Source organism: uncultured Maricaulis sp. (genome assembly GCF_963975345.1).
Classification (GTDB): Bacteria; Pseudomonadota; Alphaproteobacteria; order Caulobacterales; family Maricaulaceae; genus Maricaulis.
Genome location: NZ_CAXBGE010000007.1, coordinates 62,778 through 76,682 on the forward strand (window position 1 = coordinate 62,778; position 13,905 = coordinate 76,682).

At 63.3% G+C, this 13,905-nt stretch carries 12 protein-coding genes; 8 read left to right on the plus strand and 4 right to left on the minus strand.

The features are described 5' to 3' along the window. Positions 1–168: 168 nt before the first annotated feature. Positions 169–2,232, plus strand: coding sequence for an amidohydrolase family protein (locus tag AAC029_RS09070; protein ID WP_339746598.1), 2,064 nt, complete (start codon positions 169–171; stop codon positions 2,230–2,232). Positions 2,233–2,385: 153 nt separating this feature from the next. Here AAC029_RS09070 and AAC029_RS09075 read toward each other — a convergent pair whose 3' ends face one another. After that, entirely contained in the window at positions 2,386–2,910 is a 525-nt protein-coding gene (locus AAC029_RS09075) for a hypothetical protein (RefSeq protein ID WP_339746600.1), read from the minus strand. Between the two features lie 173 nt (positions 2,911–3,083). Between AAC029_RS09075 and AAC029_RS09080 the strand changes: the two genes are divergently transcribed. From AAC029_RS09080 to AAC029_RS09090, 3 genes are all read left to right on the plus strand, one after another. Then, positions 3,084–3,368, plus strand: coding sequence for a helix-turn-helix transcriptional regulator (locus AAC029_RS09080; RefSeq protein ID WP_339746602.1), 285 nt, complete (start codon positions 3,084–3,086; stop codon positions 3,366–3,368). A 68-nt stretch (positions 3,369–3,436) separates the two neighbouring features. Beyond that, positions 3,437–5,173: a SulP family inorganic anion transporter gene (locus AAC029_RS09085; protein ID WP_339746605.1), complete on the plus strand. Its 1,737-nt coding sequence runs from the start codon at positions 3,437–3,439 to the stop codon at positions 5,171–5,173. Further along, a complete protein-coding gene (locus AAC029_RS09090; RefSeq protein WP_339746608.1) occupies positions 5,166–5,510 on the plus strand; it encodes a DUF983 domain-containing protein in 345 nt (114 codons plus the stop codon). Before AAC029_RS09085 ends, AAC029_RS09090 begins: the two co-directional genes overlap by 8 nt. Here AAC029_RS09090 and AAC029_RS09095 read toward each other — a convergent pair. Both AAC029_RS09095 and AAC029_RS09100 read right to left on the minus strand, forming a co-directional pair. Then, on the minus strand, positions 5,507–6,439 hold the full coding sequence (locus AAC029_RS09095) for a carbon-nitrogen hydrolase family protein (protein ID WP_339746610.1): 933 nt from the start codon (positions 6,437–6,439) through the stop codon (positions 5,507–5,509). The genes AAC029_RS09090 and AAC029_RS09095 overlap by 4 nt on opposite strands. Positions 6,440–6,537: 98 nt before the next feature. Further along, positions 6,538–7,446 (minus strand): LysR family transcriptional regulator, encoded by a 909-nt coding sequence (locus AAC029_RS09100; protein ID WP_339746613.1) that lies wholly within the window; start codon positions 7,444–7,446, stop codon positions 6,538–6,540. A 149-nt stretch (positions 7,447–7,595) separates the two neighbouring features. Between AAC029_RS09100 and AAC029_RS09105 the strand changes: the two genes are divergently transcribed. The 4 genes from AAC029_RS09105 (at position 7,596) to AAC029_RS09120 (ending at position 12,466) form a co-directional block, all read left to right on the plus strand. Next, complete coding sequence (locus tag AAC029_RS09105) at positions 7,596–8,495, plus strand: sulfotransferase domain-containing protein (RefSeq protein WP_339746941.1); 900 nt, start codon at positions 7,596–7,598, stop codon at positions 8,493–8,495. A gap of 262 nt (positions 8,496–8,757) precedes the next feature. Further along, positions 8,758–9,654 (plus strand): N-formylglutamate amidohydrolase, encoded by an 897-nt coding sequence (locus AAC029_RS09110; RefSeq protein WP_339746616.1) that lies wholly within the window; start codon positions 8,758–8,760, stop codon positions 9,652–9,654. Then, positions 9,651–11,042 (plus strand): hypothetical protein, encoded by a 1,392-nt coding sequence (locus AAC029_RS09115; protein WP_339746618.1) that lies wholly within the window; start codon positions 9,651–9,653, stop codon positions 11,040–11,042. The genes AAC029_RS09110 and AAC029_RS09115 overlap by 4 nt, the downstream gene beginning before the upstream one ends. Positions 11,043–11,110: 68 nt before the next feature. After that, positions 11,111–12,466, plus strand: coding sequence for a M20/M25/M40 family metallo-hydrolase (locus AAC029_RS09120; RefSeq protein ID WP_339746620.1), 1,356 nt, complete (start codon positions 11,111–11,113; stop codon positions 12,464–12,466). Between the two features lie 141 nt (positions 12,467–12,607). On the opposite strand, the gene AAC029_RS09125 is transcribed toward AAC029_RS09120, so the two are convergent. Then, complete coding sequence (locus AAC029_RS09125) at positions 12,608–13,552, minus strand: NAD(P)H-binding protein (protein ID WP_339746622.1); 945 nt, start codon at positions 13,550–13,552, stop codon at positions 12,608–12,610. Positions 13,553–13,905 lie beyond the last annotated feature (353 nt).

The following is a 13,905-nucleotide window of genomic DNA, read 5'->3' on the forward strand; positions in this document are numbered from 1 at the left end:
ATTCGACCTGCTACTACTACTATTATCAGTGCTGCGCAGAACCGCGGGCGATCAGCAAGATAACACGGCGCGACATGGCGGGGACAAGGCCCGTTCCTGAGCAACTGACAGGGGCGCAAATCGGTGTTACCTCTGGGCGGCAATCGGCACGTTTTCGGGGGAAGTCTCATGCATGCATCGTTCAAATTCGGCTTGGCGCTGGCGCTGGCCACCAGCCTAGTCGCCTGTAACAATCCCGGCCCGGCACCTGAGACAGACACCGCCGCCGCCCTCGAAGCCACGCACTTCACCGTCCTGGTCGGTGGCACCGAGATCGGCGCGCTGGACGTCACCCCCTCAGACACCGGCTATGGCGTCGAATTCGAGTACCGCAATAATGGCCGCGGCCCGACGATCAGCGAAAGCGTCACCCTCGATGCTGACGGCATGCCGACTGATTGGGTGATCGATGGCGCCTCGACCTTCGGCAATCCGATCCATGAGCGCTTCGAATTCGAAGACAACCAGGCCAGCTGGACCGATGCGACCGGAAGCGATCAGGCCGTGCTGGAAGATACGGCCTTCTACGTGCCCCAGGATGGCAGCCCCTATTGGCTCGCCATCGCAGCGCGGGCCCTGATGGCCGCCGGCGACGCCGGTCTGCCCGCCCTGCCCGGCGGCGAACTTCATCTCAACCAGGTCGATGATCTGACCGTCACCGATGGCACAACACCGCGCGATGTCACCGTCTATGCCCTCTCAGGCACCAGTACGGACCCGACCTATATCATCATGGATGGCGAAGCCTTTTTCGCCCTCGTCTCGCCAGGTTTTGCCATCCTCGAGGCGGGCTATGAGGCCGAGGATGAGCGCCTGCGCGGACTCGCCGCGCATTATGGCGCCAGCCGGCTGGAGGACATCCAGTCGCGCGTCGCCCATAATTATGAAGCGCCTGTTCGCATCCGCAATGTGCGCGTGTTCGATCCGCAAAGCCTGACGTTGGGCGAGCCGGTTTCGGTCGTCATCGAGGGTGACCATATCTCCGCCATTGACGGTCTGGACATCGCCACTCGCAGCGGCGAAGTCGAGATCGACGGCGCTGGCGGCAGCCTCCTGCCCGGCATGTTCGAAATGCATGCCCATCTCGGCGAAAACAGCGCCATCCTCAACGTCGCGGCCGGCATTACCAGCGTGCGCGATATGGGCAATAATAACGACGTTCTCGACGCCCTGATCCACCGTATCGAAGCGGGCGATCTGGCCGGCCCACGCGTTTTCCGCAGCGGCTTCATCGAAGGACAAAGCCCGTTCAGCTCGAATAACGGCATTCTCGTCAGCAGCGAGGAAGAGGCCGTCGCGGCGGTCAACACCTATGCGCAAAGCGGCGATTTCATCCAGATCAAGATTTATAACTCGATGAATCCGGACTGGGTGCCGGCGATGATCGAAGCCGCCCATTCCCAGGGCCTGCGCGTGGCCGGCCATGTCCCCGCCTTCACCAATGCCGACGCGATGATCGCGGCGGGCTATGACGAGATGACCCATATCAACCAGGTCATGCTCGGCTGGGTGCTGGAGCCGGGTGAAGATACCCGCTCCCTGCTGCGCCTGACCGCGCTGCGCCGCCTGCCGGCGCTCGACCTCACCAGCGAGCCGGTCCAGAACACGATCAATGCGATGGCGACGCGCGGCGTTGCGATCGATCCGACCCTGGCCATTCACGAAGCCCTGCTCCTGTCACGCAATGGCGAGCTCTCGCCGGGCATGGTTGATTTTATTGATCACATGCCGGTCGATGATCAGCGCCAGGCCCGCAGCGCCTGGGCCGATATCGCCACGCCGCAGGACGACGCCGATTATCGCGGCGCTTTCGACCAGATCCTCACCACCGTCGGCATGATGCATGATCGCGGCATCTTCATCGTTCCCGGCACCGATCTGGGCGGTTCCTTCGCCTATCACCGCGAGCTGGAACTCTATCAGCGCACCGGCATGACGGCGCCGGAAATCCTCGGCTGGGCCAGTCATGGCATGGCTGAATATCTCGGCGTCGATGACGAGCTCGGCACCATCGCCCCCGGCATGCTCGCCGATTTCTTCCTCGTCCCCGGCGATCCGACCCAGGACCTGCGCGCAATCAAGACCATCTCAATGGTCGCCGCCAACGGCGTCTTCTATTACCCGACGGAGATCTATCCGGAATTCGGGATACGGCCGTTTACCGAAGTGCCTAACGTAGTGGCGGCGAGGTAGGCCTGAAAAAGGGGACAGGTATAATTAACGCGCCGTCGCGGCGGTTTGCCCATCGGGCGCCGTGGTGCAGGCGCGTTAATTATACCTGTCCCCTTTTTGCGTTGCACCCGCCATCTTCACCAGCTCCGACTGCTTCAATCAAGTCGCCCAGCCCTATCCCGGGCACCTTACCAGCGTCCACACGCCCGCTTTGCGATCACCTGACCACTGCTCGAGATTGCCGTCGACGATAGCGAAATTGTCGTCGATCGGCTGCGCGTCGCCTTCAACATCGCACTGGCCAGTGACATGCCATTGCCCGGGGCCGGTCTGGTTGACGCTGTCGAAATCGCAATGGGCTTCGTGCTGGTCGTAGCCGTCGGCACGCAGGATCATCGGCGCGCCTTCGGATTCCTGCGCGATGGAGCATTGGGCCAGATCAATGCCCCAGCGGCCGATAAAGGCGGGAGCGGCGGCGGGCTCGGCGGCTGCTTTCAAGGGCGTTTCAGGCTCCTGCACAACGGCTGGCTCGGCGCTTGCCGGAGTCGCCGGTTCAGCGGCTTCGATGGCCGAGGCATCAGGCGCCACTGGCGCAGCAGTGGCGGCGCCTGTGTCGGCCCCACACGAGGCCAGCACGATGGCCGCCAGCAAAATCCCACTCGATGGCACACGATTGGTGGATCGCAAAAGCTTGGACATTTTTCCCCCTGATGTCTGTAAAGCCTGAATGATTGCAGAGCTTGGCCGTGATCGGGCGATTGAGCAAGGCCACTTGAAGCCTCTAGCCTAATTGGGCACCAGCCATGCAATAATGATATTTGAAACATGATAACTAATATGTATGATGCGAATCGAAGTGAGACTTATCTGTCATGATCACAGCTGCCCAAATGCGCGCTGCGCGCGCCCTGCTCGGAATCGACCAGAAGACACTGGCTGCACGCGCTGGTGTCTCGGTGCCAACCATCCAGCGGATGGAGGCCAGCGCCGGCAATGTGCGCGGCGTGGTCGGCTCCCTGGTGCGCGTGATCGAGGCGCTCGATGCGCTGGGCATTGAGCTGATTGGCGAGCAGGCGCCCAGCCAGGGCACAGGGCGCGGCGTGCGGCTCAAATCGCCGCCTCCAGCGCCGACCGACGACGCTTCAACAACAGACTAATGTGAATTTCGCGACGGCGACCGCCGACTAATGCCGACGATCCCGCCCCTCTCTCAAGGCAGGTGGACATGACGCAGACGAACCCGAAGACCAAGGCAAAGACCCCGCCACCGCCACCAGCGCTGGGCGAGTTGTTCATGCCCAAGCTGATCACCGTGTTGCGCGAAGGCTATACGCTGGCGCATTTGCGCAGCGATGCCATTGCCGGCCTGACGGTGGCGATTGTCGCCCTGCCGCTCTCGATGGCGATTGCGATTGCCGCCGGCGCGAGCCCGGCCCAGGGTATTATCACCGCGATTATTGGCGGCTTCTTCGTCTCCCTGCTGGGCGGTAGCCGCTTCCAGATCGGCGGCCCGGCCGGCGCCTTCATCGTGCTGATGGCGACGACCGTACAGACCTATGGCATGGACGGGATGATCCTGGCGACGATGATGGCCGGGGCGATCCTGATGGCGATCGGCTTTCTCAAGCTGGGCACCTATATCAAATTCATCCCCTACCCGGTGACGGTGGGCTTTACCGCCGGTATCGCCGTCATCATCTTTGCCAGTCAGATCAAGGAGTTGCTCGGGCTCGATTTGGCCGTGCATGAACCCGGCCCCTTGCTGGAAAAACTCCCCGTGCTGTGGAACGCCCTGCCGACGACGGACCCGCTGACGATCAGCGTTTCCGCGGCGACAGTGTTGGTGATTATCGGCGTCCGACATTGGCGACCCCACTGGCCGGGCATGCTGATCGCGGTCTCCCTCGCCGCCGCGGCAACCGCCGCCTTCACCCTGCCGCTGGAAACCATCGGTTCGCGCTTTGGCGGCATCCCCTCCGGCCTGCCCTGGCCCAGCCTGCCCGAGATTTCGGGCGCGCGCCTGCTGGCGCTGCTGCCAAGCGCGATTGCCTTTGCCCTACTGGGCTCGATCGAATCCCTGCTTTCGGCGGTCGTCGCCGATGGCATGACCGGGCGGCATCACCGCTCGAATAGTGAACTCGTCGCCCAGGGCGTCGCCAATATCGGCGCGGCCCTGTTTGGCGGGATTTGCGTCACCGGCACGATTGCCCGCACCGCGACCAATGTCCGCGCCGGCGCCCACGGGCCGATCGCCGGTATCATGCATTCCGGATTTCTACTCCTCTTCATTCTGATCGCTGCCCCGCTGGCGAGCTTCATCCCGCTGGCCTGTCTGGCTGGAGTGCTGGCGCTGGTGGCGTGGAATATGGTCGAGAAGCACGCGTTCATGATCCTGTTGCGGGCCTCGCGCGCCGATGCGCTGATCCTGCTGGCGACTTTCGGCCTGACGATTTTCCGCGATCTGACCGAGGCCATCGTCGTGGGTTTCGCGATCGGTTCGGTCGTCTTCATCCACCGCATGTCGCTGACCACGGCCATCGAAAGCTGGACGCCATTCGTCGACGAGGACAAACCCGACCGCATCACCGCGCCGGCAGACGTCAAGGCAGGGCCAACCGAGCAGGACAGCGATATTCTGGTTTACCGCATCAGCGGTGCTTTCTTCTTCGGCGCCGCCGCCTCGATCGGCTCCGTACTGGAACGGATCGCCGATACGCACCGGGTTCTGATCATTGATTTTGCCGCCGTGCCGTTTGTCGATTCGACCGCTGCAAACATGATCCTGGGGCTGGCGCATCAGGCCCAGAAACGCAGCCTGCCGGTGATCATATCGGGCGCCTCGAACGTCGTGCAGCAAAGGCTGATCGCGCTTGAGATCACGACACCGCTGGTCAGCTATGAACCGACCCTCGCCCAAGCGATGACGGCGGCGCGGGTCTGGATCGACGCCCGCGATGAATAAGCTTCTGCCGCTATGGCGCGCCTTCAATCTCAAATGCCCCGCCTGTGGCAAGGGCGAGCTCTACCGCCGCTATCTCAAGCCGGTCACGGTGTGTGCGGCCTGCGGCGAGCCGCTCGGTGAGATCCGCGCCGATGACGGGCCAGCCGCTTGGACCATTCTCGGGCTTGGCCCGTTTTTGGTACCGATCGCCTTCATGGTCTCAATGAGCGGCGCGCCGATCTGGATCGCCTTGCCGCTGATGCTGGTTGGGGCCGTCGCGATTGTGCTCGCCGTGCTGCCGCGCGTGAAGGGCGTGTTCATGGCGGTCTTGTGGGCTATGAGCCGGGGTGAGAACTAGTCGTCGAAACGCACCGATGCCTGCGCCGCCGTATTCACCCTGAGCTCAAACACGTCCGGGCGGGCATAATGGCCGCTGGCGTCGAAATCGAACGTGCCGCGGGCGATCTCACCGAGATCTAGCGTGGCGGTCAGAATGATCTCGCAGCCGAACACCGGCCCGGCGATCACCTCGCCGAGCGGCGAGACGATACAGCTACCGCCATTGATCAACACGGTTTGCGGCCCCTCGCCCTGGATGGGGTGGAAATCAGCTGGAGCTTGTTTGCGCGTGAAGTATTGATTGGCCGAAAGCACAAAACAACGCCCCTCCATCGCCGTGGTCCGCATCAGGGCGAGCCAGCTTTCGCGATCATCGACGGTCGGCGCGCAATGGATCACCGGGCTTTGCGCATAGCAGGCGGCGCGCGCCAGCGGCATGAAATTCTCCCAACAAACCAGCGATGTCATCGGCCCGAACGGCGTCGGCGTCGCGGCGAGCGTCGAGCCATCGCCGAAGCCCCAGATCAGCCGCTCCATCGCCGTCGGCATCAGCTTGCGGCGGCGATTGGCGAGCGAACCATCGGGGGCAAATGTCAGAACAGAGCAATACAGCGTGCCGCCAGCGCGCTCGATCACCCCGACAACCAGCCAAGCGTCCGCCGTCCTGGCCATCTCGCCCATGCGGGTGGATTCGGCGCCGGGTACATCGATCGCCGCCTCGAAATAGCGCCGGAACCAGTCACGCCCCTCGCCCGAGCGCGAGCCGACCCGGGCACCGAAATCATGCCCCTTGGGATAACCGCCAATATAGGCCTCAGGAAACACGATCAGCTGCGCCCCACCCAAAGCCGCGTCCGCGACCTGCTCCTGCATGCGGTCCAGCGTCGCAGCGGTGTCGAACAGAATGGAACCGCACTGGACGATGGCGGCATTGACGGACTGCGGCATGGGCGGAATTCCTTGGAAAGCGATATCAAGACAGCGCCATCATGACTGCAAGCGGGCCGTCGGTCACGGGCCCATTGGTCGCGATCCGCGAAGGCGCGTCAGACCGGCTTGCCTGTCACGCCGGCGACGATCCGTCTCACGGCGGCGCTGCCGACGACGGTATCAATAAATGCGGCCACGCGCGGCAGATGGCGTTTTTGCGGTACGGTCAGCAACCAGAGGCTCGAGCGGATCTGGTCGATCGGTGCGAAGCAGCGGATCAAATCCGGTTCGATATCGCCTTGCATGCACGGCAGGATGCCGACGCCGATCCCGGCCTTGAGGACACTGGTCATATTCATCACCGTGTTGGAATGTCCGGTAATGCGCGCACCGTCGACGAGGCTCATGAACCAGATATTGCCGGGCCGGTGCGCGACCGTCGAGCCATAGGCGACGACATCATGGTGGCGGATATCCTGCGGGCCAGCCGGCATGCCATGCTCGGCCGCATAGGCCCGACTACAATAGACCGCCCAGTCAATATCGCACAGTTTTTGCCCGACCAGACGTTCATCGAGCACGCGCTCACAGGCCCGGAACGCGATATCGGCCTCGCCATCGACCAGATCCAACAGCGCCTCGGAGGAATCGTATTCGATCTGGACTTCCGGTCGGGTGGTATGAAATTCGGCCAGGATCGGCGCGACCAGACGTGCGAAGACCACTTCAGGGGCGCTGATCCTCAGCGTTCCCGACACCCGGCGGCCCAGTTCCTGGGCGTGCAACCCCAGCGCCTCGGCGTCAGTCGACATCGCCTCAGCCCGACGCAGCAGGGCCCTGCCATCCTCAGTCAGGCGATAGCCGCGCGTACGGCGCTCAAACAGCGTCAGTTGCAGATCATGCTCGAGCGTCTGCATCCGACGGCTGACCGTGGTCTGGTTCAGGCCCAGCGCCCGCGCCGCGCCGAGCGTGGAACCGGCCTGGGCGACGGCGAGAAAAAGCCGAATGTCATTCCAGTTGAACATGTGGTCCGCCCGGCAACATCGGCTCTGCAAGATTGCAGAGCTCCTCTTCAATAAACCGGATTTCCCGCCCCGCCCAGACCTGAGATGGTAACCCGTTCACACACCCGGCCCGCAGGCCGGTCACAGAGGGAGAACCTGCCGTGAATTTCATGTTTGGCCGAGCGCCCCAAAAGACCCGAGAGCTGCAGAACCATCATATCGATTCGACAATCTGGAATGATTTCAAGTTCCGCAAAGACGACATCATTATCGCAACCTACGCCAAGTCCGGTACGACCTGGCTGCAACAGATCGTCAGCCAGTTGATTTTCAATGGCGAGGCCGGACTGCCCGTCGCGGAAATGTCGCCCTGGCTCGATCTGCGCGTGCCGCCCAAACAGGTCAAGCTTCCGGAGGTCGAGGCGCAGACGCATCGCCGCTTCATCAAGACCCACTTGCCGGTCGACGCGCTCGTTTTCTCCAAAAAGGCCAAGTATATCTATATCGGCCGGGACGCACGTGATGTGATGTGGAGCATGTATAACCACCACAAGAACGCCAATGAGCTCTGGTATCAGGCGCTCAATGAAACTCCCGGCCGGGTCGGTCCACCGATCGGTCCGCCACCGGAATCCGTGACCGAGTATTTCCGCGACTGGCTCGCCCGCGACGGCTATCCCTTCTGGCCGTTCTGGCAAAGCACGCGGAGCTGGTGGGCGATCCGCAACTTGCCCAATGTCAAATTCACCCATTTCGAGGCGCTCAAAGCCGACATGCCCGGCGAAATTCGCAAGATCGCGAAATTTCTCGACATCAGAATAGATCCGGACCGCTGGGAGGATATCCTTCTGCATTGCAGCTTCGACTATATGAAAGCCCATGCGACCCCGAGCGTTCCGCTGGGCGGCGCCTTCTGGGACGGCGGCGCCGAGACCTTTATCCATAAAGGCACCAATGGCCGCTGGCGCGATGAATTGAGCGCAGCCGACAGCCGCGCCTACGAGAAGCGGGCGCGCCAGGAGCTGGGCGCGCGCTGCGCCAATTGGCTGAAGAGCGGATCAGGCCTGTAACTCACACGCGAATCGAAACCTCCTCTCCTTGCTGGTTGAACGCGCAGGGAGAGGGGTTGTTTTTCGATCGCTGGGCCGGGCTCTGGCCGGCGCCCCGGATCGATCATCCCCACAAAACCTTCATCGCCAGCCTGATCGCGCGCGTCCTGTCGAACGGATGCCGAAAACAGGGACAGGCATAATTAACGCTGGCCCGCCGCGCGGCGAGACTTCAATGTCTGCGTATTGATTATACCCGTCCCTGTTTTCGCCGGAGCCATGCGTGTCCCAAGCCAGCCTCCCCGCCACTCCGGCCGCCTTTCGCCTGTCGCTGCCCGACGATGCCGCGACCACCCCGCTGGTGCTCGATTCGCCGCATAGTGGCACCCGACTGCCGCCCGGCTTCGAAACCCTGGCGACGCGAGCGCAGCAACTCACCGCTTGGGACGCCTTCATTCCCGATCTGTGGCGCGGCGCCGTGGTGGCCGGCGCCTGCCTGGTCGAAGCGGAATTTGCCCGCATCGTGATCGATCCCAACCGCGCCATCGACGATATCGATCCGGCGTTGATCGCGGGGACATGGCCCACCGCCTGGGGTGAGCTGGCACCGACGCGCTATAGCGAGCGCGGCATGGGCCTGATCCGGCATCTGATCCTGCCGGGCCAGCCGATGTATGCCAGCCCGCTCGCGCCGCAGGAGATCCGGCAGCGGATCGATCAGCTCTACACGCCCTATCACCGCGCCCTCACCGACCAACTGGATGCCTTGCACAAGCAGTTCGGTGCCGTCTGGCACATTGATTGTCACTCGATGAAATCACAGGCCAATGCGATGAATATCGATCTGGGCCGGCCGCGTCCCGACATCGTGCTCGGCGATCTGGACGGAACGAGTTGCGCAGCCGAATTCACCGATCTGGTCGAGGCCGAATTGCGCGCCTGCGGTTATTCGGTCGCGCGCAACCAACCCTATAAGGGCGGCGATATCGTACGTCGCCATGGCGATCCGGCGCAGGGCCGCCACAGCCTGCAGATCGAAATCAACCGGGCGCTCTATCTCGACGAAGCGCGGTTCGAGCCGTCGGCCGGCTATAGCGAGCTCCAGCGTAATCTCAGCCGCGTCAGCGAGGCGATCACCACAGATCTGCGCGCCCGCATCACGACAGGACCAAACCGATGACAGAGGCTGTCAAGCGGGCCCGCCCGACCAATCCGGTGATCATCCTGCTGGGGATATTGCTGCTGGCAACGCTGATGACCTGGCTGGTCGGATCCGGCAGCTATGAACGGGCCGGACGCCTGATCGTGCCCGACAGCTATGTGCCGCTGGCCAAGGACTGGTCGCTGTCCGGCATCTTCATTCCCGTCGAAGCGCGTGACGGCATGGCGGCGCCGGTCAGCCTGACCGGGACGCTACGGGCGATCCCTGAAGGCCTGCAACGCGGGGCCAATCTGATCTTCATGGTGCTGATCATCGGCGGCCTGTTCGGGATACTCGACCGGGCCGGCGTGGTCGAAAACGGCATCAACCGGCTGCTGCACGCCGTGAAGGGCAATGTGATGGTGCTGGTCGCGGCGCTGATGACGATCTTCTCGGCCGGCAGCGCCTTTTTGGGCCTGGCTTCGGAATATCTGATCATCATCCCGGTGATGACGGCGCTGGCGGCACGCATCGGCCTGCCAACGATTGTCGGCTTCGCCATCGTCACCATAGCGGTCAAGATCGGCTATCTCGCCTCGGTGACCAATCCGATCCCGTTGACCATCGCCCAACCACTGGTGGGCGTGCCGATTTTCTCCGGCGCCGGCTTGCGGCTCGCCTTCTATGCCGTCTTCCTCACCGCCGGGATCGGCTTTCTGCTCTATCGCGTCCGCGGCATGACCGACGGCAAGGCGATCACCGTCACAGATCATCCCGTCCCCGATATCAATTGGCGTGAAGGCGCAATGCTGGCGATCCTGGTCGCGGGCATCGGCGTTATTCTGACCGGCTCGACCCGCTGGGCTTGGTCGCATCATGAGCTGTCGGCCTGTTATATCGCGATGAGCCTTGGCCTCGCCGTCGTCAGTGGATTGTCCGCGAATGAATCCGCCGAGGCCTTCATCTCCGGCATGAAGAAAGTCCTGCTCGCCAGTTCACTGATCGGGGTCGCGATGGCGGTGACCGTGGTGCTGGAGGATGGCCGCATCCTCGACACCATCGTCCACACGCTCAATGGCGCGGTCGGCGAGCACGGCCCCTATATCACCGCCGTCGCGATGTTCGGCTCGCAGCTCGTGCTCGACTTCCTGATCCCGTCCACCTCCGGGCAGGCGGCGGTGACAATGCCGATCCTGGCGCCACTGGCGCAGCTGGCCGATGTCGGGCCGCAAACCACGGTGATCGCCTTCCTGTTCGGCAATGGCATCACCAATATGCTGACCCCGACCTCGGGCACCCTGCTCGCCTATCTCGCCGCTGGCCGGATTGAATGGCTCGACTGGGCCAAATTCATTGCGCCGCTCTGGGCCGGCTTTATCGCCATCGCCTGTGTCCTGCTCGGCGTCGCGGTCTGGCTGGGCGCTTGAGGCCGGCGCTGGTCCGCCCCCGCATTCCGGCTATATTCAACGGCGAATCCGCTGTGCCAGGAGTTATCATGTCCGCCAAATCGATCATCGTCAGCCTCACCGCCCTCGCTCTACTGGGCGGCTGCGCCAGCACCGGCTGGATGGCCTCACCGGCTGCGTCGGTTGAAGCCGCTGCACCGACTCAAGTCGCCGCGACACCTGCCGATGACGGCGTTGTCGCCGCCCTGCTGGCCGACGCCCGGGTGCAGGCGGCCTTTTCGGAGATCGAAGCGATGCGGACGCTTAATAATGAGCGCCTGGTCGAGCTGACCGAAATCCCGGCCCCACCCTTCGGCGAAGCGGCACGCGGCACCGAGATGGCGGCGAGAATGCGCGCGCTTGGTTTGGCGGATGTGAGGATTGACGAAGTCGGCAATGTGATCGGCCGCCGCCCCGGCACAGCCGGTAGCGAAGCGCGCAGCATCGCCATCGTCGCTCATCTCGACACCGTCTTCCCGGAGGGCACAGACGTCACCGTGCACCGCGACGGCGATCTCTTCACAGCGCCGGGTATTGGCGATAATTCGCGCGGCCTTGTCGCCCTGCTCAGCCTGATCGATGCGATGAACCGGGCGCAGATCGAGACACGCGACGATGTGGTTTTCATCGCCTCGGTTGGCGAAGAGGGCTTGGGCGATCTGCGCGGTGTGCGGCATCTCTACGACAATGACGCCTCGCCCTATGCGAGTTTCATTGCGATTGACGGCGGCGAGGCAGCGCGTCTGGTCGTCACCGCTGTCGGTTCGATCCGCTATCGCGTGACCTTCCGCGGTCCCGGCGGCCATTCCTACGGCCATTTCGGCCGCGTCCAGCCGCACCAAGCGCTGGCCGAAGCGATATTGCGCTTCACCGAAGCGGCAACGCCGATCACCCTGGACGGCACCAAGGCGACCTTCTCCTTCGGTCGCGTCGGCGGCGGCACATCGGTTAATTCCATTCCCTTCGAAAGCTGGATGGAAGTCGATATGCGCTCGGCCAATCCGCAAAAACTCGATGCGCTGCACCAGGCTTTCCTGAGCTCGGTCGATGCAGCACTCGACGCCGCCAATGCCCGCCGCCGCGAGGGCGATGCGCTCACCGTCGATCTCGAGCCCGTCGGGTCTCGACCACCCGGTGAAGGTGATCTCAACGCGCCGCTCGTGCTGCACGCCATGGCGGCCATGCGGGCGATGGGGCTGGAGCCGGAATTCGCCGCATCCTCCACAGACGCCAATATCGCGATCTCGCGCGGCGTCCCCGCCGTTACGCTGAGCCGCGGCGGCATCTCAAGCAATGCCCATGCGCCCAATGAGAGCTGGCAGGATGTGGACTCGCATGAAGCGATTCAGATCGCCTTGCTGCTGGTATTGGCCGAAGCGCAGCTGCAGACGCTCCCGCCAGAGTGATCCGGGGTCGAATCCGGTCCACATCAATCGGGTGCCTGTGAGCAAATAAGCCGTCAAAGCGACCTCCGGCCCCTCGCCCCTTGCACATCCAGGATGTGGAAGAAGGGGTGAGGGGCTGGACCGGCCGCCGTGACCGCGGCGCTACGCGGCAGCTCGGAGATCGCGAACACCCAGGGCGGTCGCTAATGCGACCCGCAGCGGGGTTGGCTGGAACTCCGGCAAAATCTCTGCCAAGCGTGCCCCATCGATCGCGTGCGGCACCCGCCAGAGATAAGCCATCTCGGCAACCTCACGCATTTGGGCCATCACCAGCCCCAGGACGCGGATCAGCGGCCAGGGCATGGAGTTCACACGCAAGCTGCGCCCGCAAATCCGTTCCATTCCATCGATCAGTTCACGCCCGGTCAGCGCATAACCGGGAAAGCCGATCTGGGTGAAAGGCGCGAGCCGCGACCGTTCGGCGGCGAGGCCCGCCATGGCGCGCGCCATGTCGGGCAGGAAAGCCCAAGCGTGCACACGGTCGAGCGGGCCGGGATACATCACCTTGCCCTGGTCGATTTTGGCGATGATATAGTCCTCGAACCAATTTCCCGATTTGACACCTTCAAAGAAATCGCCGCCACGCAGAATGATCGTGCGCACCCCGGCTTTCGCCGCATCGGCATAGGCGCGCTCCATCGCGATCCGCAGCTTGCCCTTGCGGTGACGGGCCCGGTGCGGCGTATCCTCATCAAGGCGCGGCGGCATCGCCGTTCCGAAATTATAGACATTGCCCGGAACCATCACCGTCGCGCCGCTCTGCTTCGCGGCGGCGATCACGGCCTTGGTGAGCGTTGGCATCTCGCGCGACCATTTGGGATAGGGCGGATTGACGGCATTGATGATGACATCGCAGCCCGCAACCGCGGCGCTCAGGCTCGCGGTGTTGAAGGCATTGCCTTCGATGCGGGTTTCCCGGCCGGCCGGTGGCGCGCCGCTCCAGTTTCGAGCCAGCGCGCGCACGCGCCAACCGGCTTCCAGGAAGGCGGTGACAGCGGCGCGGCCGAAGCGGCCCCGGGCTCCCAATATAATCACTTGTCCTGGCATGGCAGGTCTCATTCCTCGATTTGCTGTGTTGACAAGCCGACGATGCCCATTCAGTTATGGTTCATCAATTGATCAATTTGCAAAACACTTAGTCATATTTGGATAGCAAATGACCCGTGACTTCGACTGGACCCATTTACAGACCTTCCTCGCCGTCGCCGAGAACGGCACGCTCTCGGCCGCAGCCCGCGCCACCGGCGGCAGTCAGCCAACCATGGGACGCCATATCGCGGCACTGGAGACCGAGCTGGGCGTGCGCCTGTTCGATCGCGCACCCCACGGGCTGGCGCTGACACCAACCGGCGCCGACCTGGTCGAACATGCCCGCGCAATGGCCGCCGCGGCGCACCAAT

What these genes read in the sequence shown, in the direction of transcription:
- AAC029_RS09070 (WP_339746598.1), top strand. Translation starts at nt 169, where the DNA reads ATGCATGCATCGTTCAAATTCGGCTTGGCGCTGGCGCTGGCCACCAGC.
- AAC029_RS09075 (WP_339746600.1), bottom strand. Translation starts at nt 2,910, where the DNA reads ATGTCCAAGCTTTTGCGATCCACCAATCGTGTGCCATCGAGTGGGATT.
- AAC029_RS09080 (WP_339746602.1), top strand. Translation starts at nt 3,084, where the DNA reads ATGATCACAGCTGCCCAAATGCGCGCTGCGCGCGCCCTGCTCGGAATC.
- AAC029_RS09085 (WP_339746605.1), top strand. Translation starts at nt 3,437, where the DNA reads ATGACGCAGACGAACCCGAAGACCAAGGCAAAGACCCCGCCACCGCCA.
- AAC029_RS09090 (WP_339746608.1), top strand. Translation starts at nt 5,166, where the DNA reads ATGAATAAGCTTCTGCCGCTATGGCGCGCCTTCAATCTCAAATGCCCC.
- AAC029_RS09095 (WP_339746610.1), bottom strand. Translation starts at nt 6,439, where the DNA reads ATGCCGCAGTCCGTCAATGCCGCCATCGTCCAGTGCGGTTCCATTCTG.
- AAC029_RS09100 (WP_339746613.1), bottom strand. Translation starts at nt 7,446, where the DNA reads ATGTTCAACTGGAATGACATTCGGCTTTTTCTCGCCGTCGCCCAGGCC.
- AAC029_RS09105 (WP_339746941.1), top strand. Translation starts at nt 7,596, where the DNA reads ATGTTTGGCCGAGCGCCCCAAAAGACCCGAGAGCTGCAGAACCATCAT.
- AAC029_RS09115 (WP_339746618.1), top strand. Translation starts at nt 9,651, where the DNA reads ATGACAGAGGCTGTCAAGCGGGCCCGCCCGACCAATCCGGTGATCATC.
- AAC029_RS09120 (WP_339746620.1), top strand. Translation starts at nt 11,111, where the DNA reads ATGTCCGCCAAATCGATCATCGTCAGCCTCACCGCCCTCGCTCTACTG.
- AAC029_RS09125 (WP_339746622.1), bottom strand. Translation starts at nt 13,552, where the DNA reads ATGCCAGGACAAGTGATTATATTGGGAGCCCGGGGCCGCTTCGGCCGC.